Origin of the sequence: Shewanella sp. DW31, from assembly GCF_015767295.1 — a bacterium.
Taxonomy (GTDB): Bacteria; Pseudomonadota; Gammaproteobacteria; order Enterobacterales; family Shewanellaceae; genus Shewanella; species Shewanella oncorhynchi.
The window spans coordinates 1-22,625 of record NZ_JADWMP020000032.1 but is presented as its reverse complement, the minus strand read 5'-3'; the positions used below and the strand labels follow the sequence as shown (position 1 = coordinate 22,625).

Here is a 22,625-nt window from a genome sequence, read left to right as displayed (position 1 = left end):
TTAGGGTTCATAACTGATTAATCTGTTGCTTTAGCTCGTACTCTGGCTCTGTCACTATTTTTTCAAGCACTTGTATTCGCTCAATTAGTGTTTGGTTTTGTAGGCTGAGTTGAGTCACTTTGTCCTCAAGGTGCCTATCGTCTGCGGTGCCCACTCTAAGTTGGCGCGCCTTTAGATAGTGTTTAAACATTTCAGTGGCGCTGAGGCCAATAATGAAGGTGACCATAATCACCATTAAGACAAATTCGTTTTCCATAACAAACTCCCGTAGCTACTGAGGTTTTCAACTTGGGAACGACTTGGTTATCGTCCCAAGTTTATCAATCGAAGCGCCCTATAAACCGAAGATCACTTTTTCACTCTTGAGCGACCTTTCCATGCCAAAGGCGAGCAATATCGCAATGGCGAGTGTGCCTAAGGTCGAAACCAGTAACTGCAACATGGGCAAGTCTTTACCTTTGATAAAGTCCATTAATGCCTGTTGCTGACCCGAGACGGGCAACCACTGCAGCATATCTGGCGCTATGTTGTAACTTGCGGCCATCGACAGGGCTAAGGGCACAAACAGCACCATAGTCAGATAGGACTGAGCTTCCTTAAAGGTTTTCGCCATAAAAGACACAAACAGTTGCAGACAAGCGGCCATTAACGCGACGGGGATGCCGACCACTAACATCAGCAGCATAAATTCTGTGGTGATGTTGACGCTAAAGCCTAATTCCTGCCATGGCACGAAGGCGTAGGCGATTTTAGACACCAGCAAGATCAGCACTAAACCGAGCAGAGCGAACAAGCTCACCGCAATAATTTTTGACAGTACTAATTGGCGAGTGGTCAGCGGATGGCTCAGTAGCAGGGCCAAGGAGTTACGTTCGCGCTCACCGGCACTGGTGTCGATAGCTAGGTTCATCCCCGAGATAAATACCGAGTAGATCATAGTGAAAATGGCGATACCTAAGATCATCCCACCTTTAGAGTCTGTAGTGGCTTTGTCTTGCACATTCACTTTAAGCGGTTGCACCACGCGGGGGTCAATACCGCGGGCGATTAAACGTAAACTGCCCATTTCAGCGCTGTAGGCCTGCAGTTGTTTCTCGAGTCTACGAATCGAGTTCTGCAGTTTCTCCTCAGAGTTATCGGCCACGATAGTGATTTCGGCGCTTTTGCCTTGGTTCATTTGCGCGGCATAGTCGGTGCTGATGATCAGTTCTATTGCTTTAAGGTCTTTGGCGTCAGAGCCATCGGCTGCGCCTTGAGTGATGCCCTTATTCGATAAAAATCTTACTAAATCCGGTGCTTTATCGGGATTTTTAATGGTGATTTTCAAATCATCGGGGCTGGTTAATTGGCCAATTAACACCATAAATAGGCCGCACATGATCAGCGGCGTGCCTATGGCGTAGTACAGACCCGCCATCACAGAGCGCTTATCGCGGGCGGCATCGATGAGTTCTTTACGAACCATAGCGATTATTTTATTCATGCTGTCATTCCCTTATCCATGATCTTATCTATCTGAGCTTGTACATCATTGATGCTGCCTGCATTCTTGTTAGTTTGAGTCATCATGCCGCTATCCCTTCATCCGTGCCGATAAGTTGAATAAAGGCTTCTTCGAGCGAGTCTTTACCCGTTTGGGTGCACAGTTCGGTGGGGCTGCCAATGGCGACGACTCTACCTTGGGCCATAACGATCACTTGGTCACACAGTGCGGCGACTTCCTGCATCACATGGCTCGAGAACAGCACGCAATGTCCTTGATTTTTAAGATCGATAAGAATGTCACGCAATAGGCGAGTGCTCATCACATCCAGCCCACGGGTCGGCTCGTCGAGGATAATATTGCTCGGGCTGTGGACGATTGCCTGTGCGAGGGCGGTTTTCATTCTTTGTCCTTGGGAGAAGCCTTTGCAGCGGCGATCGCTAATGTCTTCGAGGCGCAATTTTGCAATCACTTGGCTGGTGGCTTCTTTGGCGTCCTTGGATGATAAGCCGCTTAGCTCGGCAAAATAGCGAATGTATTCCCGTGGTGTTAAGCGTTCGTACAGACCAAAAGGGTCGGGGAATAGCCCGACTTGCTGTTTAGCGCCAATAGGGTCGATGGCGACATCTATGCCTTCGATTTCAGCCTTGCCGTTATCGGGTTTCAGCAGGCCAAAGATAGTGCGTAAACAGGTCGTTTTACCTGCCCCGTTCGGGCCGAGTAGTCCTGTGATTTGGCCGTTTTGTGCGACGAAACTTAAGTCATTCAGCGCCTGCACGTCACCGATGCGCTTGGAAAGATGGGATACTTTAATCATGGCTTATTCCTTAGCTCCAGTGCTGGCGTGGTCATCTGTTGTCGTGGTTTTTGTGCTGGTCGCATTAAGCGGTTCTACCGAGCTGGCATTTAAATAAAAGCTGCGGCGCACATCTTTGTTCAAACATTCGCCGTCGAGATCGTTGACTGAGCCCGAGCGAACGAGATCGGCAATCAGGTTATTGGCGCAGGATTGATAGGCCACACCGTGGGTCGCATAAGGAGCGACAAAGTGCTTGGCATTGGTGAGTTTTTCCATGGCTAACTCGCCCCAGCTTGGTGGGGTGGCGGGGTCGATTTCGCCGGATAACAACAAGGTCGGAATGTTACTGTTAATGGGCTCGCTAAAGCTGTTATCGACCGCAGGGACTTTCCATACTGAACAAGTCGCCTCTAAGCCTTCGAGCATGGTTCTGCCCATAAAGGATTTTTTGGCCTGCTCGCGCATGGTTGGAGTAATGCGGTGCATATCTTCGCCACACACAACGGATGCGTGCATGCCCATCGCCATGCCAGCATTGTCGATAGTGAGGGCATAGAGGCCGAGTATAGGTTGGAAGTTGTTTTTCGATGCTTGATGAATCGCATGGGGCAAGAGGGCGCGCACATTGGCTTGATACAGTGCCATGCGGATCGAGCCAGAGAATTTACCGCGCGTCATGGTTAACATGGTTTTTTCGCCCGTGACGGGATCGTAAACGTTTTCCATCACAGGGCCTGTGGCGAGCTTAGCGTCGACTCGCTCAAAGTCCGCTTGTAACTCGGGGAATTGACTGTTACAGGCGGCGGTTGCTTGGCAATCCTTAAACAATAAGTCGAAGCCACGATCAATCGCCGAGCCAATTTCCAATACGCTTTGCTGCATGGGCACTATGCCGTCTAAGGTCACTGTGGCTAAGTGATCTGGATATAAACGCATGTAAAGTTGCGCCATGCGAGTGCCGTAGGAGATGCCGTAAATATGCAGTTTTTTATAGCCTAAGTGCGCACGTACGGCTTCGAAGTCTTTAATCGCATTGAGGCTGCCGTATTGAGTCACGTCGGCATCAATTTTGGCTAAGCATTTTTGCGTTTCGGCTAAGGTATCGACATTATCGTCATCGAAGGACAGTGGAGATTGAGCTCCTTCATCGCAGGCCAGTACATTCGAACGGCCAGTGCCCCTTTGATCGATCAGTAAAATATCCCGCTGTTGGCGAACTTTGCTCAGCATGGCATCGAAACCTGCCGCGTTCTCTATGGCCGATTGTCCTGGGCCGCCTGCAATCGCCAGCAAGGCTTCTTCATGGTTGGCATTTTTCACCGCAGGCAAAACAACGTAATGCACTTGGATCTGTTTGCCATCGGGTTTGTTAGGGTTTTCTGGCACAGTCACAAAACCGCAGTTTAGGCGATCGGATACGCCTTCCACATAACAAGTGTCGGTGTCATTCGCCATGTTCCTAGCTATATCTGCCGTCGCTTGTGTCTCTTGGCTTTTAACATCACTCGCCCACGTCGCCGTACTTGCCATTGCCAGTATGAGGGCGCTCATTCTCAAAGTACGCGTGTGCCATGTGGCACTAGTCGCACCATGGCGTGGCTGAGTTGGCACAAGGCGTTGAACTGTGTTGCTTAACTTCCTGTGTGTCATGCTATGTATCATGCGCGCTTTCCTTTTTGCATTTCAGGACGAGTGTGTTAATTTAAATACCGGTGTATCGGTGTATCAATGTATTAATACAGTGTGTAAAGGCTAATGTTAGAACTTTTAAATGTCAACCCCAGCAGTGGTGAACCCATTTACAAACAATTACACGAACAAGTCGTGCGTTTAATTGTGGGCGGTCAACTGCAAGTGGAAGACGTATTACCCTCAGTGCGCCAGATTGCCGAGCATTTAGCGGTAAATCCCATGACAGTTTCCCGCGCCATTCAACAGCTGGTTGACCAAGGTTGGCTCGAACGTCGCCGCGGCCAAGCGACAAAAGTTGCGTTGCGAACTGAGACTATGGCATCGGGTATTAGTCTGCTCGAACCCCAGCTCGATGCCCTGTTGTCGCAGGCAAAGCAGTTAGGTGTCAGCTTGCCCGAGTTGCTGCAACTGCTAAATGAGCGCTGGCAAGATTAGAAAGTAATGTACCGATAAATAGCATAAAAAGGATGAAATTCGATGGACCAAGAGCGCACGCCAATACTTGAATTTAACCGAGTGAATAAAATCTTTCGTGGTAAAGGCGCGGGTGAAAAGTGGGCGCTTAAGGATTTATCGTTAACTTTGTCGGCGGGTATGGTAGTGGGGTTATTGGGGCAAAATGGGGCGGGTAAATCGACCCTAATGCGCTGCGCCTTGGGTGTGCTCACACCGGATTCTGGCAGTATTGTTACCTTAGGCGAAACGCCCGAAAACTTAACTTCAAAGGCAAAGGAGCGTTTAGGTTATGTACCGCAGCAACCTTTTGGTTATGAAGGTTTTACCATTGAACGCGCCCTCGATTTACACCGCAGCTTTTATCCCAATTGGGACATGCAATTAGAGCAAGATTGGTTGGTACGTTTCGAGTTAGATGTGACCCAACAGGTGCAGCGTTTATCGGTTGGGCAAAGGCAATCGCTAGCGTTAATTATGGCGATGGCCTATCGCCCTGAGTTGTTAATCTTCGATGAACCCGTTGCCAGCCTCGACCCTATAGTCCGGCGCAAGTTTATGGTCGATTTGTTCGATCTCGCCCTCGAATCTGGTTCTGCCGTACTGTTTTCATCCCATATCACCTCAGATCTAGAGCGAGTTGCCAGCCATGTGGCACTGATTAAACAGGGAGAGTTAGTGCTGTTTAAGGAAATCGATGCCCTGCGTGAAGAAGTGCGCTTACTCACTCTCGCGCCTGAAACGGTTTTGCCCGAGTTAATCACAGTGCTGAGCCGACACGGGGATTCTGTGCTGGTGGACTTAGGTGGGTATCACACTGAAATATCAGGCGTGTTAAAGAATGAAGCCTTAAACTTGGAGCAACTGTTTATGGAGCTACACAGATGAGTGCGGCGCACCATAAGCAGATACAAGTCGCGAAGGGCAAAAGAACGAGTCAGCGAATGAATCCTTTCAAGGGCATGCTGCGCTTTTGGTGTTTTGATATCGGCAGTGTGAGCTTTTTAGGTACGGCTATACTGGGGGTGATCTTAGCTTGTATCGCCGCAGTTTATGGTAAAAATGACAGTGCTGAACTGTTGTTTTCTATGGGGATTATCTCAAGTTTGGCGGCGGTTGCATGGCAACTCATACGTCTGATGGCGAATGAATGTGCACAGTTAATTCCCCATTATCGTCGCCATATCTACATTCAAAGTGTCACTGTTTTAGTCAGCGTTTTTGGCATAGGTGTCTTGTTCTGTTTGGCTTTAGGTTTGACGGCTAGCCTAGCGAGCTTAGTGCTGGCTTTGGTGATGAGTTTAACTTTTATTTGGCTTTGTTTACTCAGCACTCAGTGGTTTTATGCTTCGTTTTTGCTCTTTGTCTTAATGCCATTTATCCCATTGATTGCAGAACACATTCCTCTTTGGCTAAGTGCTATTGCCCTGCTGATTTTAGGTATGCTGATTGCGCGTGCATGCGGTGTTTTACCTTGGCGTGCTGAGGCGAGGACGGTATATCTCAATGGTCTCGAAATGGGCTGGTTTTGGCTGCCGAATCTGCAATCCATGCGCAGATTGAGTCGCTTTGAGCGTTATTTGCATCCCACCAATTTTTTTATCGGCCCTATGTTGACGATTTTACTGCTGCTATTGCCCGTAGTCTGCTTAGTGCTTGGGCTGTTGTCGCATCAATTTCATTTGAATATCCCTGTATTATTGTTTTTGGCGCAGTTCAGCGTGATTAGTTGTTCGCTGGTGCATTGGAGCCGAGTGCAACGCTCGCGCTCGACAGAAACCTTATTGTTGATGCCAGGTTTTGACGGGCGAAAAGGACTCATAGCGGCATTTTGCCGTGGACAGCAAAGACTCCTGAATGTGGTCGTCGGCATTATGCTGACGTGTAGTCTGCTGTTGGGCTGGCTTAATGGTGATCTGAATATGCAGTTAGTGGGTCATCTGGTGCTCAGCACTTATTGGGCCTACGCCTTGACGTTAGGTTTTGGCTGTATGTGTCGCCGAGTTTTGCATATCACGCTCACTATGATGGTCGTCGCGGGGCATTCCCTGTGGGTGTCCATCAGCCTTACGTCTTTACGTGATGGCGGCAATTTAACTAATTGGTTGTTATGGGATCTACTCTTAATACCGCTTGGGCAAGCGGTGCTGATTTGGGGCAAGAAAACCCTCTGGAAGGGCGATGTTATGAGGGCATGTTGACGTTTCGAGATTAAATTTTATTCGCTCTGGCAAGTAAGTGAAACTAAGACTGGTACGCCGCTAAAGGCTATTTACAGCGTGATTTGGACGACATTTGCACAACATTAGAGCAAAAACTCTTAGTTTTTATTTGGCCTTCAGGTAGAATGCTGCAAAAGCGGTACACTTGTAAGCTAAAAAGGTGAGTCTCTTATGTCTCTCGATCAATATCATGTTATTCGACTACTACAGCAGCAGAGTGAGTCTTTAAAAGACGCAGTAGCGCTGGAAGGTTTTGAAATGGCCGCTCCTTGGTATCAGGTGAGTTGGCAAGCCTTCGACCAAATCAGCAGTAAAATTGCACAAGTGTTGATCGAACTTGGCGTACAAGTGCAAGACCGTTGCGTTATTCTGGCGCAAAACTGCCCGCAGTGGACTTGTGCCGATGTCGGCACTCTCAAAACTCGCGCCGTTGTGGTGCCAATTTATCCCACCAGTACCGTCGAACAGGCGAGCTTTATCGTTAACGACGCCACAGCTAAAGTGATTTTTGTCGACGATGCTAAGCAATACGCCATGGCGTGTGAGTTGCAAGCCTTATGCCCAAGCCTAGAGCATGTGATTGTATTCGATGCCAGCGTGACACTCGCTGCCGATAAGGCCAATCAGCATTGGCATCTAGATACCCTACTGGCGGGTGACACTCAGTTAAACATTGAGCAAGAAGCCGAGCTTAATCAGCGTTTACAAGCTGCAAATCTCGATGATTTACTGACCTTAATTTATACCTCCGGCACGACGGGCGATCCTAAAGGCGTGATGCTGGATTACCGTAATATGGCGTCTACCATACGCCAGCACGATCAAAAATTGGCCTTCCATTCTGGCGATGTGTCTTTGGCATTTTTGCCATTGAGCCATGTATTTGAGCGCAGTTGGAGTTTCTACGTCTTGTGCCGTGGCGGCCATAACGTCTATCTGCAAAATACCCAAAGAGTGAAAGAGGCGATTAGCGCCGTGCGTCCACATACCTTGTGTGTGGTGCCGCGTTTCCTCGAAAAAGTGTATAGCGCCGTACAAGATAAAGTCGCCAAATCAGCCGACGGTCGTAAGAAGTTGTTTGCTTGGGCGATGCGCGTTGGCCAACGTCAGTTCGAAGTAGGCCAAGGTCGTGCTAAGGGCGGATTGTGGTTGTCGCTGCAATGGCGTTTGGCGCACAAGCTGGTGTATAGCAAGCTGCAAGCCGTGCTCGGTGGCCGTTTGAAGTTTATGCCTTGCGGTGGCGCAGCCTTAGATGTGAATGTCGGTAGTTTCTTCCATGCGATTAATATTCCGGTACTTTGTGGGTACGGTATGACAGAAACTAACGCGACTGTGACCTGCAATACCTTAGGTAATCGAGTGCCAGGTTCCAATGGACAACCTTTGCTGGAAACCGAAATTAAGTTAGGTAAGGACGATGAGATTTTAGTCCGCGGCGCGACTGTGATGCGCGGCTATTACAATCGTCCTGAAGATACCGCCGCTGCGTTTGAGGATGGTTGGTTAAAAACCGGCGATGCAGGGCGTTTCGATGCGAACGGCAATTTATTTATTACCGATCGTATTAAAGAATTGATGAAGACCTCCAACGGTAAATATATCGCGCCGCAAAGGGTTGAAGGCGCCGTAGGCTGTTGTCCTTTTATCGAGCAAGTGGCGATTATTGCCGATGCGCGTAACTATGTGACCGCTTTGATTGTGCCAGCGTTTGAGTCACTGGAAGCGTGGGCGAAGGACAAAGGGCTGAAGTATGAGTCACCTTTAGAATTGCTGCGCCATAGTCATGTGGTTGAGCATTTTGAGCAACGCTTAAAGCAGTTACAGCATGAGTTGGCCGGTTTTGAACAGATTAAAAAGTTCACTCTGTTGCCTGAAGCATTTTCGATGGAAGCGGGTTTAATCACCCCAACGCTCAAGCTGCGCCGCAAGATGATTTACCATAAATACGCCCATGAAATAAATGCTATGTACAACAACTAATTGTTAAGTTGTTGTTGCTAAAGGCCGCGGAAGCGGCCTTTTTTTTATCTACTACTTCCTGAAGTGCTTTTCTTCGCTTAAAATTCGCCCCGTTTACTGGTGCGCATGAGGCGCGAGGCGTCGGTATAAAAGGTGTAGTTAAATGGAACTTTCGATTCGTAGTTTATTCGCTGCAGTGAGTGCGGTGTTGTTATCTTCTTTAACTGTCATTCCTGCAGCTGACGCTGAGGATTACGACAAAATCGTCCATGGCCCAGTGGACTTGCCTAACGGGCAATGGCTCAATTTCTATCAAAAAGATCATAAAGTGTGGGGCGAAATGCTCTATGGCGATGCGCCTGGCGTGCGTCTTGATGATTATGGTTCTGCTGAAGTGGTTGCGGTTTTTTACCTCGATTTTGATAAAGGTGGCACCAAAGAAGTGGTTGTCATGCTTAAAGATGCCGATGGTCAGCATTTACGGGGCTATGGTTTTGAAGGGGATGATCTCACAAAACTCCCCCGTCTACAGGTTGTGCTCGATGACGTGGCACCAACCTTAACCTCGTTTACCGTGGGTAGCGTTCGTAAAGTGTTAAGCCAAATTCCGCCGCAACAATACCGTATGACCTATGATGTTGACGCGATTGAAGATCCCGCCATTAAAGCGATTGTCGATGGTTCTACTAAGCTCAAGCCGACCTTAGTGGGTTATCGTAATTCCGAAGGTTCACCCGTCGATGTGAAGACCGCCGTCGAATATAAATTACGTTATCCACTGACTCGTAAAGATAAAGATGCCCAAGGGATTGAGCGCCAATATAGCTTAGTGACCACCTTTGATCGCAGTGGTTATAGCGAAGAAGACGGCAGTTTTGTATTGGTGAGCGTGGCCTTTGAGGCCGATGACTTTGATTGGCTTAAAAGTGGTGGTGCCGTGATCCCTAAAACAGGCCCATCCTACGATTTTATGAGTATGGGCATGGGAAGCACTTGGGCAGGGCTTGCCAGTGAAAGTCATTATGCCCAAGGTGTGCTCGATGGCCCGTATGCAGCCTACGATGGTCGCAATGGTAACGTGGTTTACTCTGGTAACTACAAACAGGGCAAAAAAGTCGGTAAGTGGATGGAGACAGAGAACCAAGCCATTTATTGGGAAGGCGAATATCTTGACGGTAAAAAGCAAGGTAAATGGATTGCACAGTCGATGTTCGATGAGGCCGATAACTTTGGTTTTGCCCATTACAATCAGGATGTGCTCGACGGCCCCTACGAAGTCTATGAGCCCGATTATGACTCCAGTGCAGAAGGCGATAAGCGATTAGTGGCAAAAGGCATTTATCTCAATGGCGTAAAAGATGGCGAGTGGCTTGAGGCTGATGGTAGCAAAGGCCAGTATCAAAAGGGTGTGAAGCAAGGCGCTTGGGTCGATAAAGTGACGAGCGGACATTTCCGTGATCAAGTAGGTGAAGGCGCCTATCTTGCAGGAAAACGCACTGGCCCTTGGGTATTTAAAGCCGAAGATGGGACTCGTACCGAAGTGAACTATGTCAATGGCTTACGTCAAGGAGAGTCTAAATCATTCGACAAAAATAATCTGATGTTTAATGTCCGCCATTATGAACAAGGCCGCCTTAATGGTCAGAGTATTTGGTATTCAAGTCCGAATGTCGTGGTGGATATCGCTAACTACCGCCAAGGAGAGTTTGATGGTCAGCAAATGCGCTTTAATCCCCAGAACGGTGAACTGACTGAACTCACGAGTTATCAATTTAATGAAGCGGTGACGCTTAAGCCTTCGCACGATGAATGTATTATGCGTGAAAATCCCTACTCAGATGATTGTGAAGGGGTGATCAATGGCAAAAATGAAGCCTCTTCATCGATAAAACACGGTGAACAGCGTGAATATTATAGCAGCGGCACCTTGTATAAATTGGCTTATTACACCAATGGCGCTGTAGATAAAGAATATCAGTTTGATTCCAATGGCCGTTTATTAAATTTAAAAACGTACAAAGCGGGTAAGGAATACGGCCCAAGTATCAGTTATTCCACTGATGGTGGTTACTCACTCTCCCGATATGGTCACCAAGTGAATAACCGTGTCTCTGGCCCCCATTACAGTTTCTATCCCAATGGGCAATTAAGAAGCCTGTGGAACTACTGCCAGCAAGAAGGCGAAACCTGGAACGGTGAACCTTATTTCTGGGATAACGCCATTGCGCGCTGCGGTATACAGCGCGAGTACTTTGATAATGGTGCCGTGAGTTGTATTGAAGATCTCGATAGCAATTATGCCGTTGATAAAGTGTGTTACGACATGAATGGCAAGATAGCGAATGAAATGCTGCGTATCGATGAGCAGCATGTGATCCACAAGCGCTACATTAACGGTGTCATCTATTCCGAAGAGCCGGGTTTTGCCGATTACTCACATATCACTAAGGGCCGTAAGATTTATCACTTAGAGAACTCAAAAACTCATGGGGTGTATAAGTCTTATAAAAATGGCAAGTTAGAATACGAGAAAATGTATGATATGGGTAAGGCTGGATGCCTTAAAAAGTACGATGCTAACGGCAAGCAAACCCCAGAAACGGCGAGTTGCCAGTTTTAAAATGCTGGTTTGGGCTAGTGGCTAGAACCTGTTTGGCTTAGGATAATGGATGAGTTTGGTGGTGTGGTTTCATTGCGATAATCACCACGCTCTTCCATTCATAAAATAATAAAAAGGAAGTTTGCATGTCAGCCACAGAATACAGTCTCGAAATCAATCCAAGATTTACTGAAACCGACGGCCTAGGTCATATCAACAACACTGTTATCCCCGTATGGTGTGAAGCGGCGCGCACGCCAATCTTTGAGATTTTTAATCCTGAGCTGGATTTACATCAGTGGAACTTAATCGTCGCGGGGTTTACCGTGGCATTTATCGCGCCGACTTACTATGGCAAGAGTGTCACAGTAAAAACCTATGTCAGCCGTATCGGTAATAGCAGCTTCGAGCTGACCCAAACCTGTTGGCAAGCGGGTAACAAGACCGCCGAAGTAAAAACCACACTCGTACATTACGATTACAGCAGTGAAAAAAGCCGCCCGATTCCTGAAGATATCCGCGAAATGCTCGCTAATCTGAATGGTGAAAGCGCTTAGTCTGCTTACTCTTTCGGTCAGCGTAATTGCAATTGCGCTGCTGAAGGGTTAATTTGTCGACCCGTTAACTGTGATGCAGATCACTTATCTGTATTGCTTAATTTTTATCGGTTCGGATTAACCATGAGATTCTATTTTACCCGCATGCGATCGAAGGACATTTGTCCACCAAGACAACCACTTAAAAAGATTGTGTGGTCATGGGTGGGGGCTTTCTGTGGCATTTACTTGGTTGCGAGTCTCGCAAATTATATGAGTGAAAACCTCGTCGACACTATGTTTGTCATTGGCTCGTTCGGCGCGTCGGCTGTGCTAGTGTACGGTGCACCGCTGGCGGAGTTTTCTCAGCCGCGTAACTTGATTGGTGGCAGTGTGTTATCGGCCTTAATTGGGGTCGCAGTGTACCAAGTGTGTGGCGATTATGTGGTGCTGTCGAGCGCCTTAGCGGTATCCCTGTCTATCGCATTCATGTACCTGACTCGCACTCTTCATCCTCCGGGCGGCGCAACGGCATTGATTGCCGTGATTGGCGGTGAAAACGTGCATCAACTCGGCTTTCTTTACGCGTTAATGCCAGTGTTCCTCGGCTCAGTATTACTCTTACTGGTCGCGCTGGTGGTCAATAACCTCTCCACCGATCCCAAGCGCCATTACCCTGTTTATTGGATTTAGCGAAAGTTAACATTATCCCAAGTAGATGAGCGCAACTGTTATTGCGCTCATCTATTTATGTTTATATTTCAGATTAAATACCGCTAGTTATAGCTATATTTCTAAATGCTATAATTCTTGTACCATCAGAATAATCTAACTTGAAATTTAACTTTTTTATCATGACTGGATTTGATTCTGTAGGATATTTGAAAAATAGCTTTAGTGATGTAGCTGATTTTTTTGTCAAAGGAATACTTCTTGATGATCTAATAAACTCATTTGCTATATGTACTCTTTCTAGCTCAGCTCTAGTGTTTTCTTGATCATAAATTTTAGTGTTATTAACTCCGCCAATTTCTAGATCTTCGTCTGAAACATTTCTTACAAACAGACTACATATCACTTGAGAGCCAGATCTTGAACAATAATCTAGCTCTATTTCTAATCCAGCTTCTACTTGTACCATGCTATAGCTAATACGTTCTTCTTTTTCAAGAAAGTAACTGCTTAGCGACGATGATGGAGCATAAAATTCTCTTAGGCTTAAGGACAAAGCTCCCAACATCAAAAAAACAAATGTGTAATATCCATATTTTCTCCATGTTTTTCGATCTTTTACTTTGGAAACAAGTCTGTTGACGATAAAAAGAATTGAAAATGCTGACATGAGAGCTAAAAATGCAAAGATAGCTTGATAGAGTAATAATCCATCAACGTTAAGTTGAAATAGCTGTCTTAAGAAGTCTGAGCCTCTAAATGTTGGCACTAAAACAGCCAGTAAGGTAAGTATAAAACTAAGCAGTGTATTTGAGTCTGACATGTATTCTCTGAAATTATTTTTTTCAGTATTTTCCTTTAGCACCTTACTATCCATTTTTTATAAATATCCTATAACTCTGCTTATATGTGATGACTATTTTAATATTAATGAAGTATCCATTCAAAGATGTTTCTATATCTGTTCTGCTAGTTTTTCAAAAACTTCTGCACATACCAGCAGCTGGCTTGGATAGTAAAGTCTTGGCCTTTAGCCCACTTTAAGCCGTGGCGCACTAAGCGTTCGGCAAGGCCTTTACCGCGCAGTTCGTTGGGGACAAAGGTGCGGCTAAAATCGATATCCTTGCCTGATAATCGGTATTCCAACACGGCTTCATAGCCGTCGACAGGGATAATAAAACGCTGTCTATCCTGTTGATGTTCAATGGCTATCTCGATATTTTCGTTATCTGACATACATGCTTCCCTCAAGGTATGGCCTAAAGTGTGCTGGCAATTTATCTATGGGCTCGGATAGCTTAAAGCTTAAGCGACTTCGTGCTGTTTGAGAATCGCCAGCAGTTCTGCCGGTAACTCGGCTTTTTTGCCCGTTTTAAAGTTAAACATTACGGCGACTGAAGTGCCTAAGGTGGTTACTGCCTGCTGCTGTTTACTAAATGCCTGATAATGCATGGTAAATCTATCGCTGTGAATATCGCTAATGCTGACACTTACCAATAAAGTATCGGGGAAAGTCACTGGGCGTTTATAGCGAGCCTGATTTTCGCTGATTACGGGGCCAATACCGGATTTATACAGAGTATCTAGCGGGAAGAGGCGATTGAAAAAGTCGATACGTGCCGTTTCAAAATAGCGGAAATACACCACATTATTTACGTGTTGTAGGGCATCCATTTCACCCCATGCAACGGGGATTTCTGTGACTATGGGGTGCTGTGCGAGAAACTTTTCCATTGCCTGTTCTTGTACACCTTCTTGCAACTGTTGTTTAAATCCCATGATAAAAATCCCAAGTTAAAACGCTCGTTTAAGCGGCCAGACTAGCAGCATAAGATTGCTGCGACAAGTCTTGGCCTAAGCTGATACTGTGGATGATAATGGCAAGCAATGCAGATATGAGTAATGTCTTTAAAGGGTTAGGTTGAGCTATGTATATTGGACAAGCGGCAAAGCAAACTGGGCTGTCGATAAAAGCGATTCGCTTGTATGAGGCGTGGGGGCTCATCGACACTCCCGCACGTCAGGGGCGTTATCGTATTTATAGTGCGGCGGATATTAGGCTGTTGTTGCTGATCAAAGAGGCCAAAGCCCTCGGTATTAAGCTTGTCCAACTAAAAGATTTACTCGAACAAGGCGATAAGCATGCTCAGTTAGCCACAGTGCAGGCTTTTTTGTTGGGTATTAAAGCGGATTTTTTACGCCAGATAAGTGAGTTAGAACATAAAGTCACTCAGTTAGATGCCTGTATTGATGGGCTCACCTCCTGTGAATCGCAGCTGTTACCTTAGGTCTTGACTCTCCCCTTAGGGGCAGAGTTTATGCTATTTGCCACATTGACTGTTATGGCGTTTCATCGTGGCAAAAAAGATTTTAGTGATCTGTGGTAATCCTAAGGCGCAGAGTTTTTGTGAGCATCTGGCTCAAACCTATGCCAAAGCGGCGGCAGATAAACACTCAGTTAGAATCGTCAAACTAGCTGAGCTGAATTTTGACCCGAATCTGACCTATGGTTATCGTCAACCTCAGCCACTCGAAGCCGATTTGCTAGCGTTTCAAGCGAATATCCAGTGGGCGGAGCATGTGGTGATTATCACACCGATTTGGTGGGGCGGTATTCCTGCTAAGTTTAAAGGCTTAATCGATAGGACATTTTTATCTGGGTTTGCATTTCAATATGAGAAAGGTAAATTGATACCCGCTAAGTTGCTGCGCCATAAAACTTCGCGAATTATCATGACTATGGACACGCCGCCTTGGTATTACAAGTGGTTTCAAGGCGCTCCCGCGCTGAAACAGCTTGATACCGCCACCTTAGTTTTTAGTGGTTTTAAGCGGGCTAAGTCCAATATGTTGGGGCCAGTGATGAGTGCTAAGGAGCCGCAATTGCAACAATGGCGGGCGTTGGTGCAGCGGCTGGGGAATTTAGGTTTATAGAATCGAGCGAAACAAGGAGTGGGGTGTGATTAAACAAGTGGGCAATACTCTTATTCAGCCAAAACACAGAGCGTCTTGCCATTGCTGTGCCGTGGTATTGGAGTTGTCATTGCCTAATGGCATCGAAAATCCACGCCGTTGCGATTGCTCTATCTGTCGTCGTAAGGGCGCAATGGTTGGTTCTGTGCCGCTGGCGGGGATTAAGATCCTCAAGGGTGAGGATGTGCTGAAACTCTATGAATTCAATACCAAAACTGCCAAACACTACTTCTGCTCTATCTGCGGTATTTACACCCATCACCAGCGGCGTTCCAATCCCCATGAGTATGGTTACAACATTGGTTGCCTCGAAGGGGTTAACCCATTCGATCTCGAAAATGTGCCCACGAATGATGGCGTTAATCATCCTGCGGATCGTTAGATTATGAATATAGGTCAGTTTGCTGCACTCACAGGGCTGTCGGCGCATACGCTCAGATATTACGAGAAAATTGGCCTACTGCAGTCTGTCGTTCGAAATGGCAGCGGGCATCGTGATTATGCGGCGAAAGAAGCGGAATGGATTGGGTTTATCAATCGCTTAAAAGAAACGGGCATGCCGTTAAAGCAGATATTGACCTATGCCGAGTTGCGTGCCCAAGGCGATGCAACCGCTGGCCAGCGACAGCAGTTGCTCGAGCAACATGCAACACAATTGGCTGAGCGTATTCGCCAAGAGCAGGAGCATTTGGCTGCCCTTAAGCAAAAAATTCACTATTACCAAACTCATTTTAGTGGCTAAGCTCAGTCGCTAACATTTGTGGTTAAATGCTAAAAAGCTAATATTATTTACTTTTCTATTTGCTTGCTTGTGTCTCTAGTCGGCGGGCAAAACAGAGGGCCAGTTTTACTGATCCGCCTTGCCTGTGTCATCCATCAATGAACCATTGACTTAGAGTTAACTCTAAGGTTTAGGCTGCTTGCTGTGATTTAATCCAACAGGAGCTAAAAATGAGTAATCAAAGATATGTGCAGGGCCTCGCTAAACTGACTGAAATCGACGGTGAGGCGGGGGAGAAAGTCATCCGCAGTCTTGCCGATATTTGCCCTGACTTAGGCAAGTACATTATTGAATATCCTTTTGGGGATATTTATCAGCGTGAAGGGCTCGACCTTAAGACGCGGGAGCTAGTGACAGTTGCCGCACTCACGGCGCTAGGGCATTGCCAGCCACAGTTAAACGTACATATTAATGGCGCATTGAATGTGGGTTGTACGCCGCAGGAAATTGTTGAGGTGATATTGCAAATGTCGGTTTATGCTGGCTTTCCTGCTGCACTTAATGGCATGTTTGTCGCTAAAACCGTATTTTCTGAGCGGGAGTTAAGCATCGTTTAGTTAGTCCTGAGTCAGGTTTATCGATTTGCAAAAGTGACCATAAGGCCGCTTTGATTTCCTCTCTCAAGTTCATTTTAGTTGGATTTAAACGGGCGATGGGGTGTTGTAAGGCTTTCATTCGACTCTAAACAGAACGTTCGACTTTGGCTAGAGATAGCCAAAGTGACCAATATACCGAGATTGAGTGGCACAGTTGCCAACACTGTGCTTTGCACATTACAGTGGCAAATGTTGCCCGTCTTACTATTTCAATGGAATGTAAAATAATAATGAATTTAATCGGTTACATTGGTTCGGCTCGCCAATACTTGCGAAAGCTCAGCTTACCATCACTGAGTGAAATCCGTTTAGGTTTGGGCAAGTTCTGGCGCTGTCTTATCCTAGGGGTGGCTAAGTTATCCTTTGCACAAAAGCTGTATCTTATTGCTTTGATATTGGCTTTTAGTAGCGAGTTAATGGGGTTGGTCGCTGTGATTGCCGTAATCGCTATGGCCATCGAGTTTTGGCCTGTGTTCGAGCGGGTTTGGCACAGTTTGGCGGGCAAAGCTGTGTTGTTGCTGTTTTATGCGATGATTGCCAACTTTGCTTTAGGCTGGTCTGGCGCGATAGTCAACGAAGTCGTTGGGGTGTCAGCAAGCGATCTCAATTACACCCATAACTTAGCGATTCTACTCTATATGCCCGCTTGGTTTTTGATGGTAAGCGCGATTGTGCTGCTGGCATTGCAGTTGATTATTCCTATCTATTTAATATTGATCTTTTTGCTTAAACCTTTAGGTATCAAATCGTTACGGCTTACCTCGCATACTTCATTCCGTAAAACGACTTTTTTGATCCGTATCGTGCTAGCGACTGTGGTTTTGTATCACTTGAGCCTGTTAATTGATTTAGAGACGCGCATTGAAACCTCGTTTGGCAACTTTATTACCTCTCCCCAAGAAGCCGCTAAGCATGCTCCTCGCGAGCCTAAATCGGGACGGTTGCCGGATGCGACCGATGTGTTGACTGTACCGATTGTAGAGCTAACTCAGACTGCTCTTGACTCTGAAAGCGATAAATCAAGCAAGGCTGAGAATAGTAATGATGACGGCGAGCTGGAAGAGGAAGAGCGCAAAAAGGCCTACGCCTCAGTGCGAACTCAATATCAGTACTTAGTGCGGCAATGGCTAGCTACGTTCGCATTTTCACTTGAAGCCAATGGCCGCTCGCGTTGTAAAAAGCCTGCCGAGTCGAATGTGATTGAATTAAATGATTACGAGATTTTGTTGATCACACCCGATAAGAATGCGGATTATGGTTATCGTTTTGAGGTGGAAAAATGTATCTCGGCCGCGTTTCCGCTGGCGGTGAAGGGCAATTGAGCCAATTAATAAAAAAGCGACCACAAGGTCGCTTTCGTTTTATCGGCTAAATCAGCTTGAGCTGACTATCGTGTTATTCAACCATCACGTTATTCAATCAGCAGCTCATCGAAGCTGCTGATTTTGCGGAACTCGCCTGTGCGTTGCTTGCTGTCGCGAACCATTTGGCAGGTCATCATGCCCGCAGCGTCGGCAGCCTTTAATTCTTCAATAACATCAGACACAAACAGCACTTGTTTGGGGCTTAAGCTGATAGTGTTGAGGATATTGCAGTAAGCCTGCTTATCTAATTTGTTGCCCGTACGGGTGTCGAAATGGCCGTTAAACATTTCAGTTAAATCGCCGCCGTCACTGTGGCCGAACAACAGTTTTTGCGCGTCGACTGAGCCGGATGAAAAGCTGTAAATACGCAGGTTTTGTGCGCTAAAACGTTTCACCGCTTCAATAAAGTCCGGGAAGATATGGCCCTTAAATTCGCCATGGGCATAGCCTTGCTTCCAAATTAACCCTTGTAAGGTTTTAAGTGGCGTGGCTTTACGGTCTTCGTTGACCCACTGTTGCAGGATCTCAGTTACACGCGCTAAGTCAGCCTCAGGCTCTAGGGCGATATCTTTAGTGTCACAAATACAGTTTTCAACCAATACATTGTGTTGGTTCTGTTCTAAAAAGTCTGGCAAGGCTTTGACAGAATAGGGGAATAGTACATCTTGGATAAAGTTTAGGTCTGTCGTGGTGCCTGCTGTGTCTACGACTATGGCTCTGATACCCATAATGTTTTGATACTCCACAATATGTTGGCTAAAAAATGCAACTCCGATCCTAAGCGTTATTGGTGAAATTGGCTAGTCTATTTCACCCAAACACATGGGCAAGTTGTGGGTGATATCACTAAGCGATAAGATTGAAATTTGATTAATCTAGTAATTTTAAAAGCTTATCCACTGATTATCCGAGAAAACACTAACTTGTTACTGGATTTCATCTCGTTTATTGCGCATAAGTTTGTGGTAGACATAAGACTATGGTCTTAATAGCTAAGGGAAATTTAGGCTGCTATTGTAGTTAATGTCTCTTTACTCCTTTATACCTTGCATGCTGTGGTTTTCGGGAGACGAGATAGCATATTTCACCTGCGAATAGAGAGACCTTACATGAAATATTTACCCGCACTTGGCTTTGGTATCTTATTAGCTTTATTGAGTTTTATCAGTTTCTCATTAGTCGCGAGCGCGGGTTATATGTTGGACATGTTGAGTGCGGTGCCTCACATCTCGCATAACAGTGTGGAGTATCTTTTGTTAGCGGCTCATGATGCGAGTTTGCTGATATTGCTTGCAGGTTTAGTGCTTTATGCTTACCACAGGATCTTTCCTAAACTTCCCTTCGATTGGTTTACCGCTGTGCTTATCCAAATGCCGCTTGGCTTGGCGGTACTAGTGTTAGATGGTTTTACTTTAAACCTGTTTTCATTCAAAGGTTTTGCTCTAACGTTGACCACTTTAGCCGCTTCATTTGGGGTGTTAAGCCTTTTTTGGTTGCTCCAACGCAGAGCTAAGCGCTTCGAGGCGAGGTTGAGCTAAAAAATTGAGAAGACCAAAAAATAAGGCCATTAAAGTTGTTTTCAATGGCCTCACTTTCGTTTAATGGCTGCTCAATCCAATTAGTATTATTTCCAAACCCTCGAATACCAATATTTCCGATAAGAGGCCTATTGTTATTATTTACACTGATGTTTGGGGTTTGCATTAATATATCGGTCAGCTCCAACACTTGGGTATCTTCGATATATTTATCAGTAATAACAGTAATAGACCTAGGGATTTCAAGTGCTTTGTGTTTTAAATCGAGTTTAGTTCCAATAACTTGTATGACCTATAGTTTAGTAGCTTCTTCGGTCTTTTTATGGACATCTTCGGCAATTGCATAGAAGGATAAAAAGGGAAGCAAAACATAATAGAGGGGAGAATATAGTCCGCTATCAAGGGGGAACAGCCCAAAAACCTCTTGCCTATGATTTTTAAAGAGAGCTGGTAATGAACGCTACAACCAACCCAATGGTATTGCGTTTGCGTTAAATGATTATCTCGAATTGGTGGATACAGGGCGAATTATTCGAGCAGATAAACGCGGTTTAATCAGTGGATCGAGTGCTAAGTTACTCACAAAATCGAATATCCCGCAAGACAACTGGCTTAAGCTCACTACAGAGTTTGGCAAGTTGTTTCATGGCCCAGAGGAAACCTTGCAACAACTTACCCCAGAATTCAGATAATCATTGCGAACACTTAGTAAAAGTGACGACGGCACTTTGCGCCTTGCTGCCAGCCGCTCAAAGTGGCTGACTTCAAACTTAGTCATCGGCTTTACCTTTCTACACAGCCAACCAGACAATGGGCTGGGTGACTCTGACTAAAAATCACCATTTTTCAGTTAAATAGCACTATTTAGCCCATCATTATCCATTTGAAGCAGACCTTGTCAGCCTTTTTGCAGTCAAGTGACATTTGTTGCTTGAATGTGGTGGTTCGGTGGGTTATGTTGCCGCCCCAGCTTAGGTAGCCGGATTGATTAGCAGCCGGCGATTTTGTGTTCTGGTGAATGACTCACCACTGATTATTACTTTGCTATGGAGCAGATATGATTCGCCTCTTGCAGTTAGCTATTTTGTGTATTGCCCTGACCGCATGGCCCGGCTGGGCGATGCAAATTTTTGTTGAAACGCCGGCTGGCAAAACTATTACGCTAGATGTGGAAGGTTCTGACACCACTGAAAACGTCAAAGCTAAAATTGAAGATAAAGAAGGTTATCCGCCGGACAGTTATGCTTTGTTTTTTAAGCAAACTCAATTGGCAGATGCCCACACCTTGTCGGACTATAACATCAGCAAAGAAAGCACACTCATCATGCTGCTGCCTGATAGTTATTTTTTCATAGGTCCGGCATCAGTGAACGGTTATTGCTCGGCAAGTAATTTTTATCCATATCTATCAGGTGTGTATGTTGTGGCCAACTCGGGAGTCTGGAGTGCTTGTGCAGTGAATGCGCAAGGCTTAATGGGTCATTCGAATACCCTTAACACCACTGAATTCATTATCACAAATTTTAGCGCCACATTTATCCCGAAAAATATTATCTTAGTTAACAAAGCAAATCAGCAGCTCGTTGCTACTGTTACCTCTCTGAACAAAGATAATACTGAAATTTTTCATGAAAATTTTACGATTGAGCCGGGGACTAATGGACTCAGTTTAAGTTCTTTGCATGGTTATACTGGCCGATTATCCATTAAATTGAGTCAGGGTGCCGAGGTTTACCTAAAAGGTTTTAGCATTATTCCAAAACCAGTCAATACCGCGCCGAGTCTTTCAGGTCAGCCAGCAACAATGGTGTTTGCAGGCAGTTTGTATAGTTTTACTCCAACAGCATTCGATGCTCAGGGAGACAGGCTAACATTTTCAATTGCCAATAAACCCGTTTGGGCGACCTTTGATACAGCCACTGGCGTCCTATCCGGCAGTCCAGATTTTGATCATATTGGTGACTATCCCAATATCCGAATCAGTGTCAGTGATGGTTTGTTGAGTGCGTCATTAGCAGCATTTTCTATTCAAGTGAAGGCTCCTGTTTACCAGGTCAGTTTTATCGATGCCGATGGCAAGCCATTATCGACCCAGCAAATCACTCATGGCCAAGCGGCGACAGCGCCTGCGGCTCCGGTGCGAGAAGGTTTTACCTTCAGTGGTTGGGATGTGAGTTTTGTCAAGGTCACTGCGGCGATAACAGTGAAAGCGCAATATAGCCAGAATATCTATGCGGTCAGCTTTGTCGATGCCGATGGTCAGCCATTATCAACTCAGCAAATTACTCATGGCCGGGCGGCAACAGCGCCAGCTGTGCCGACGCGGGAAGGGTATACCTTCACCGGTTGGGATGCCAGTTTTGTTAATATCACTTCAGCTTTAACAGTTACAGCGCAATACAGCCAAAATGTGTATGTCGTCAGCTTTGTTGATGCCGACGGTCAGTTGTTATCGACCCAGCAAATTACTCATGGTCGGGCGGCAACAGCACCAACAGCACCGGTGCGGGAAGGTTTTACCTTCAGTGGTTGGGATGTGAGTTTTGCCAAGGTCACTGCGGCGATAACAGTGAAAGCGCAATATAGCCAGAATATCTATGCTGTCAGCTTTGTCGATGCCGATGGTCAGCCATTATCGACCCAACAAATCATCCATGGGCAAGCGGCGATAGCGCCAGCTGTGCCGACGCGGGAAGGGTATACCTTCACTGGTTGGGATGTCAGTTTTGCTAATATCACTTCAGCTTTAACAGTGACGGCGCAATACAGCCAGAGTGTGTATGTCGTAAGCTTTGTCGATGCCGAAGGTCAGTCGTTATCGACCCAGCAAATTACTCATGGTCAAGCGGCGACAGCACCAGCTGTGCCAGCGCGGGAAGGTTATACCTTCACCGGTTGGGATGTCAGTTTTGCTAATATCACTTCAGCTTTAACAGTGACAGCGCAATACAGTCAGAA

General features: G+C 46.1%; 24 protein-coding genes and 1 pseudogene. 16 read left to right on the top strand and 9 right to left on the bottom strand.

The genetic code is table 11. From position 1 onward, the window contains the following. Positions 1-7: 7 nt before the first annotated feature. The 4 genes from GWI56_RS20205 to GWI56_RS20190 all read right to left on the bottom strand — a co-directional run bounded on the left by GWI56_RS20205 (position 8) and on the right by GWI56_RS20190 (position 3,944). Positions 8-256 (bottom strand): hypothetical protein, encoded by a 249-nt coding sequence (locus GWI56_RS20205; RefSeq protein WP_198573888.1) that lies wholly within the window; start codon positions 254-256, stop codon positions 8-10. 78 nt (positions 257-334) lie between these two features. Beyond that, positions 335-1,483: an ABC transporter permease gene (locus tag GWI56_RS20200; RefSeq protein ID WP_198573887.1), complete on the bottom strand. Its 1,149-nt coding sequence runs from the start codon at positions 1,481-1,483 to the stop codon at positions 335-337. An 82-nt stretch (positions 1,484-1,565) separates the two neighbouring features. Continuing rightward, positions 1,566-2,300 carry an ATP-binding cassette domain-containing protein gene (locus GWI56_RS20195; RefSeq protein WP_198573886.1) on the bottom strand — a complete coding sequence of 245 codons (735 nt, stop codon included), beginning with the start codon at positions 2,298-2,300 and terminating at the stop codon, positions 1,566-1,568. 3 nt (positions 2,301-2,303) lie between these two features. After that, the gene (locus GWI56_RS20190; protein WP_198573885.1) at positions 2,304-3,944 is read right to left on the bottom strand and encodes an alpha/beta fold hydrolase; all 1,641 of its coding nucleotides are present in this window, start codon (positions 3,942-3,944) and stop codon (positions 2,304-2,306) included. A 93-nt stretch (positions 3,945-4,037) separates the two neighbouring features. Here GWI56_RS20190 and GWI56_RS20185 point away from each other — a divergent pair, with 93 nt between their 5' ends. The 7 genes from GWI56_RS20185 to GWI56_RS20155 all read left to right on the top strand — a co-directional run bounded on the left by GWI56_RS20185 (position 4,038) and on the right by GWI56_RS20155 (position 12,436). Then, positions 4,038-4,409, top strand: a complete 372-nt coding sequence (locus tag GWI56_RS20185) for a GntR family transcriptional regulator (protein ID WP_168826852.1) — start codon at positions 4,038-4,040, stop codon at positions 4,407-4,409. Between the two features lie 42 nt (positions 4,410-4,451). Next, positions 4,452-5,315, top strand: a complete 864-nt coding sequence (locus tag GWI56_RS20180) for an ABC transporter ATP-binding protein (RefSeq protein ID WP_198573884.1) — start codon at positions 4,452-4,454, stop codon at positions 5,313-5,315. Continuing rightward, a complete protein-coding gene (locus GWI56_RS20175; protein ID WP_198573883.1) occupies positions 5,312-6,628 on the top strand; it encodes an ABC transporter permease in 1,317 nt (438 codons plus the stop codon). The genes GWI56_RS20180 and GWI56_RS20175 overlap by 4 nt, the downstream gene beginning before the upstream one ends. A 192-nt stretch (positions 6,629-6,820) precedes the next feature. Continuing rightward, positions 6,821-8,629 carry a long-chain fatty acid--CoA ligase gene (locus GWI56_RS20170; RefSeq protein WP_198573882.1) on the top strand — a complete coding sequence of 603 codons (1,809 nt, stop codon included), beginning with the start codon at positions 6,821-6,823 and terminating at the stop codon, positions 8,627-8,629. Positions 8,630-8,771: 142 nt separating this feature from the next. Then, on the top strand, positions 8,772-11,228 hold the full coding sequence (locus GWI56_RS20165) for a hypothetical protein (RefSeq protein WP_198573881.1): 2,457 nt from the start codon (positions 8,772-8,774) through the stop codon (positions 11,226-11,228). A gap of 125 nt (positions 11,229-11,353) precedes the next feature. Then, positions 11,354-11,764 (top strand): thioesterase family protein, encoded by a 411-nt coding sequence (locus tag GWI56_RS20160; RefSeq protein WP_168826862.1) that lies wholly within the window; start codon positions 11,354-11,356, stop codon positions 11,762-11,764. A gap of 123 nt (positions 11,765-11,887) precedes the next feature. Continuing rightward, on the top strand, positions 11,888-12,436 hold the full coding sequence (locus tag GWI56_RS20155) for an HPP family protein (RefSeq protein WP_198573880.1): 549 nt from the start codon (positions 11,888-11,890) through the stop codon (positions 12,434-12,436). Positions 12,437-12,509: 73 nt separating this feature from the next. Here GWI56_RS20155 and GWI56_RS20150 read toward each other — a convergent pair whose 3' ends face one another. The 3 genes from GWI56_RS20150 to GWI56_RS20140 all read right to left on the bottom strand — a co-directional run bounded on the left by GWI56_RS20150 (position 12,510) and on the right by GWI56_RS20140 (position 14,149). Then, complete coding sequence (locus GWI56_RS20150) at positions 12,510-13,292, bottom strand: hypothetical protein (RefSeq protein WP_198573879.1); 783 nt, start codon at positions 13,290-13,292, stop codon at positions 12,510-12,512. 92 nt (positions 13,293-13,384) lie between these two features. Next, positions 13,385-13,651, bottom strand: coding sequence for a GNAT family N-acetyltransferase (locus GWI56_RS20145; protein WP_198573878.1), 267 nt, complete (start codon positions 13,649-13,651; stop codon positions 13,385-13,387). A 69-nt stretch (positions 13,652-13,720) separates the two neighbouring features. Further along, on the bottom strand, positions 13,721-14,149 hold the full coding sequence (locus tag GWI56_RS20140) for a thioesterase family protein (protein WP_173248526.1): 429 nt from the start codon (positions 14,147-14,149) through the stop codon (positions 13,721-13,723). 194 nt (positions 14,150-14,343) lie between these two features. Between GWI56_RS20140 and GWI56_RS20135 the strand changes: the two genes are divergently transcribed. The 6 genes from GWI56_RS20135 to GWI56_RS20110 all read left to right on the top strand — a co-directional run bounded on the left by GWI56_RS20135 (position 14,344) and on the right by GWI56_RS20110 (position 18,087). Then, the gene (locus GWI56_RS20135) at positions 14,344-14,703 is read left to right on the top strand and encodes a MerR family transcriptional regulator (protein ID WP_113941227.1); all 360 of its coding nucleotides are present in this window, start codon (positions 14,344-14,346) and stop codon (positions 14,701-14,703) included. 67 nt (positions 14,704-14,770) lie between these two features. After that, complete coding sequence (locus GWI56_RS20130) at positions 14,771-15,349, top strand: NAD(P)H-dependent oxidoreductase (RefSeq protein ID WP_198573877.1); 579 nt, start codon at positions 14,771-14,773, stop codon at positions 15,347-15,349. Between the two features lie 25 nt (positions 15,350-15,374). Continuing rightward, positions 15,375-15,770: a GFA family protein gene (locus GWI56_RS20125; RefSeq protein WP_198573876.1), complete on the top strand. Its 396-nt coding sequence runs from the start codon at positions 15,375-15,377 to the stop codon at positions 15,768-15,770. Positions 15,771-15,773: 3 nt separating this feature from the next. Then, on the top strand, positions 15,774-16,130 hold the full coding sequence (locus tag GWI56_RS20120) for a MerR family transcriptional regulator (RefSeq protein WP_198573875.1): 357 nt from the start codon (positions 15,774-15,776) through the stop codon (positions 16,128-16,130). A gap of 209 nt (positions 16,131-16,339) precedes the next feature. Next, entirely contained in the window at positions 16,340-16,726 is a 387-nt protein-coding gene (locus tag GWI56_RS20115; RefSeq protein WP_198573874.1) for a carboxymuconolactone decarboxylase family protein, read from the top strand. A gap of 269 nt (positions 16,727-16,995) precedes the next feature. Beyond that, positions 16,996-18,087 carry a hypothetical protein gene (locus tag GWI56_RS20110; RefSeq protein ID WP_198573873.1) on the top strand — a complete coding sequence of 364 codons (1,092 nt, stop codon included), beginning with the start codon at positions 16,996-16,998 and terminating at the stop codon, positions 18,085-18,087. An 89-nt stretch (positions 18,088-18,176) separates the two neighbouring features. Here the strand turns inward: GWI56_RS20110 and mtnC are convergent, their stop codons facing one another. Then, on the bottom strand, positions 18,177-18,857 hold the full coding sequence (gene mtnC, locus GWI56_RS20105; protein ID WP_105253037.1) for an acireductone synthase: 681 nt from the start codon (positions 18,855-18,857) through the stop codon (positions 18,177-18,179). Between the two features lie 381 nt (positions 18,858-19,238). Between mtnC and GWI56_RS20100 the strand changes: the two genes are divergently transcribed. Beyond that, on the top strand, positions 19,239-19,667 hold the full coding sequence (locus GWI56_RS20100; RefSeq protein ID WP_168826872.1) for a hypothetical protein: 429 nt from the start codon (positions 19,239-19,241) through the stop codon (positions 19,665-19,667). Here the strand turns inward: GWI56_RS20100 and GWI56_RS20095 are convergent. Further along, on the bottom strand, positions 19,639-19,908 hold the full coding sequence (locus GWI56_RS20095; RefSeq protein WP_347339157.1) for a Plug domain-containing protein: 270 nt from the start codon (positions 19,906-19,908) through the stop codon (positions 19,639-19,641). The genes GWI56_RS20100 and GWI56_RS20095 overlap by 29 nt on opposite strands. Positions 19,909-20,040: 132 nt before the next feature. On the opposite strand from GWI56_RS20095, the pseudogene GWI56_RS20090 reads away from it, so the two are divergent. Both GWI56_RS20090 and GWI56_RS20085 read left to right on the top strand, forming a co-directional pair. Beyond that, a pseudogene (locus tag GWI56_RS20090) lies at positions 20,041-20,412 on the top strand (transposase); the annotation flags it as partial. Positions 20,413-20,724: 312 nt separating this feature from the next. Continuing rightward, the coding region (locus tag GWI56_RS20085) for an InlB B-repeat-containing protein (protein WP_198573872.1) at positions 20,725-22,625 on the top strand (1,901 nt) is incomplete at its 3' end.

Excerpts from the sequence above, each read along its gene's own strand:
- GWI56_RS20145 (WP_198573878.1), bottom strand. The coding sequence starts at position 13,651 with ATGTCAGATAACGAAAATATCGAGATAGCCATTGAACATCAACAGGAT.
- GWI56_RS20200 (WP_198573887.1), bottom strand. The coding sequence starts at position 1,483 with ATGAATAAAATAATCGCTATGGTTCGTAAAGAACTCATCGATGCCGCC.
- GWI56_RS20190 (WP_198573885.1), bottom strand. The coding sequence starts at position 3,944 with ATGATACATAGCATGACACACAGGAAGTTAAGCAACACAGTTCAACGC.
- GWI56_RS20165 (WP_198573881.1), top strand. The coding sequence starts at position 8,772 with ATGGAACTTTCGATTCGTAGTTTATTCGCTGCAGTGAGTGCGGTGTTG.
- GWI56_RS20120 (WP_198573875.1), top strand. The coding sequence starts at position 15,774 with ATGAATATAGGTCAGTTTGCTGCACTCACAGGGCTGTCGGCGCATACG.
- GWI56_RS20205 (WP_198573888.1), bottom strand. The coding sequence starts at position 256 with ATGGAAAACGAATTTGTCTTAATGGTGATTATGGTCACCTTCATTATT.
- GWI56_RS20110 (WP_198573873.1), top strand. The coding sequence starts at position 16,996 with ATGAATTTAATCGGTTACATTGGTTCGGCTCGCCAATACTTGCGAAAG.
- GWI56_RS20175 (WP_198573883.1), top strand. The coding sequence starts at position 5,312 with ATGAGTGCGGCGCACCATAAGCAGATACAAGTCGCGAAGGGCAAAAGA.
- GWI56_RS20100 (WP_168826872.1), top strand. The coding sequence starts at position 19,239 with ATGAAATATTTACCCGCACTTGGCTTTGGTATCTTATTAGCTTTATTG.
- GWI56_RS20140 (WP_173248526.1), bottom strand. The coding sequence starts at position 14,149 with ATGGAAAAGTTTCTCGCACAGCACCCCATAGTCACAGAAATCCCCGTT.
- GWI56_RS20150 (WP_198573879.1), bottom strand. The coding sequence starts at position 13,292 with ATGGATAGTAAGGTGCTAAAGGAAAATACTGAAAAAAATAATTTCAGA.
- GWI56_RS20155 (WP_198573880.1), top strand. The coding sequence starts at position 11,888 with ATGAGATTCTATTTTACCCGCATGCGATCGAAGGACATTTGTCCACCA.
- GWI56_RS20160 (WP_168826862.1), top strand. The coding sequence starts at position 11,354 with ATGTCAGCCACAGAATACAGTCTCGAAATCAATCCAAGATTTACTGAA.
- GWI56_RS20170 (WP_198573882.1), top strand. The coding sequence starts at position 6,821 with ATGTCTCTCGATCAATATCATGTTATTCGACTACTACAGCAGCAGAGT.
- GWI56_RS20185 (WP_168826852.1), top strand. The coding sequence starts at position 4,038 with ATGTTAGAACTTTTAAATGTCAACCCCAGCAGTGGTGAACCCATTTAC.
- GWI56_RS20115 (WP_198573874.1), top strand. The coding sequence starts at position 16,340 with ATGAGTAATCAAAGATATGTGCAGGGCCTCGCTAAACTGACTGAAATC.
- GWI56_RS20135 (WP_113941227.1), top strand. The coding sequence starts at position 14,344 with ATGTATATTGGACAAGCGGCAAAGCAAACTGGGCTGTCGATAAAAGCG.
- mtnC (WP_105253037.1), bottom strand. The coding sequence starts at position 18,857 with ATGGGTATCAGAGCCATAGTCGTAGACACAGCAGGCACCACGACAGAC.
- GWI56_RS20195 (WP_198573886.1), bottom strand. The coding sequence starts at position 2,300 with ATGATTAAAGTATCCCATCTTTCCAAGCGCATCGGTGACGTGCAGGCG.
- GWI56_RS20180 (WP_198573884.1), top strand. The coding sequence starts at position 4,452 with ATGGACCAAGAGCGCACGCCAATACTTGAATTTAACCGAGTGAATAAA.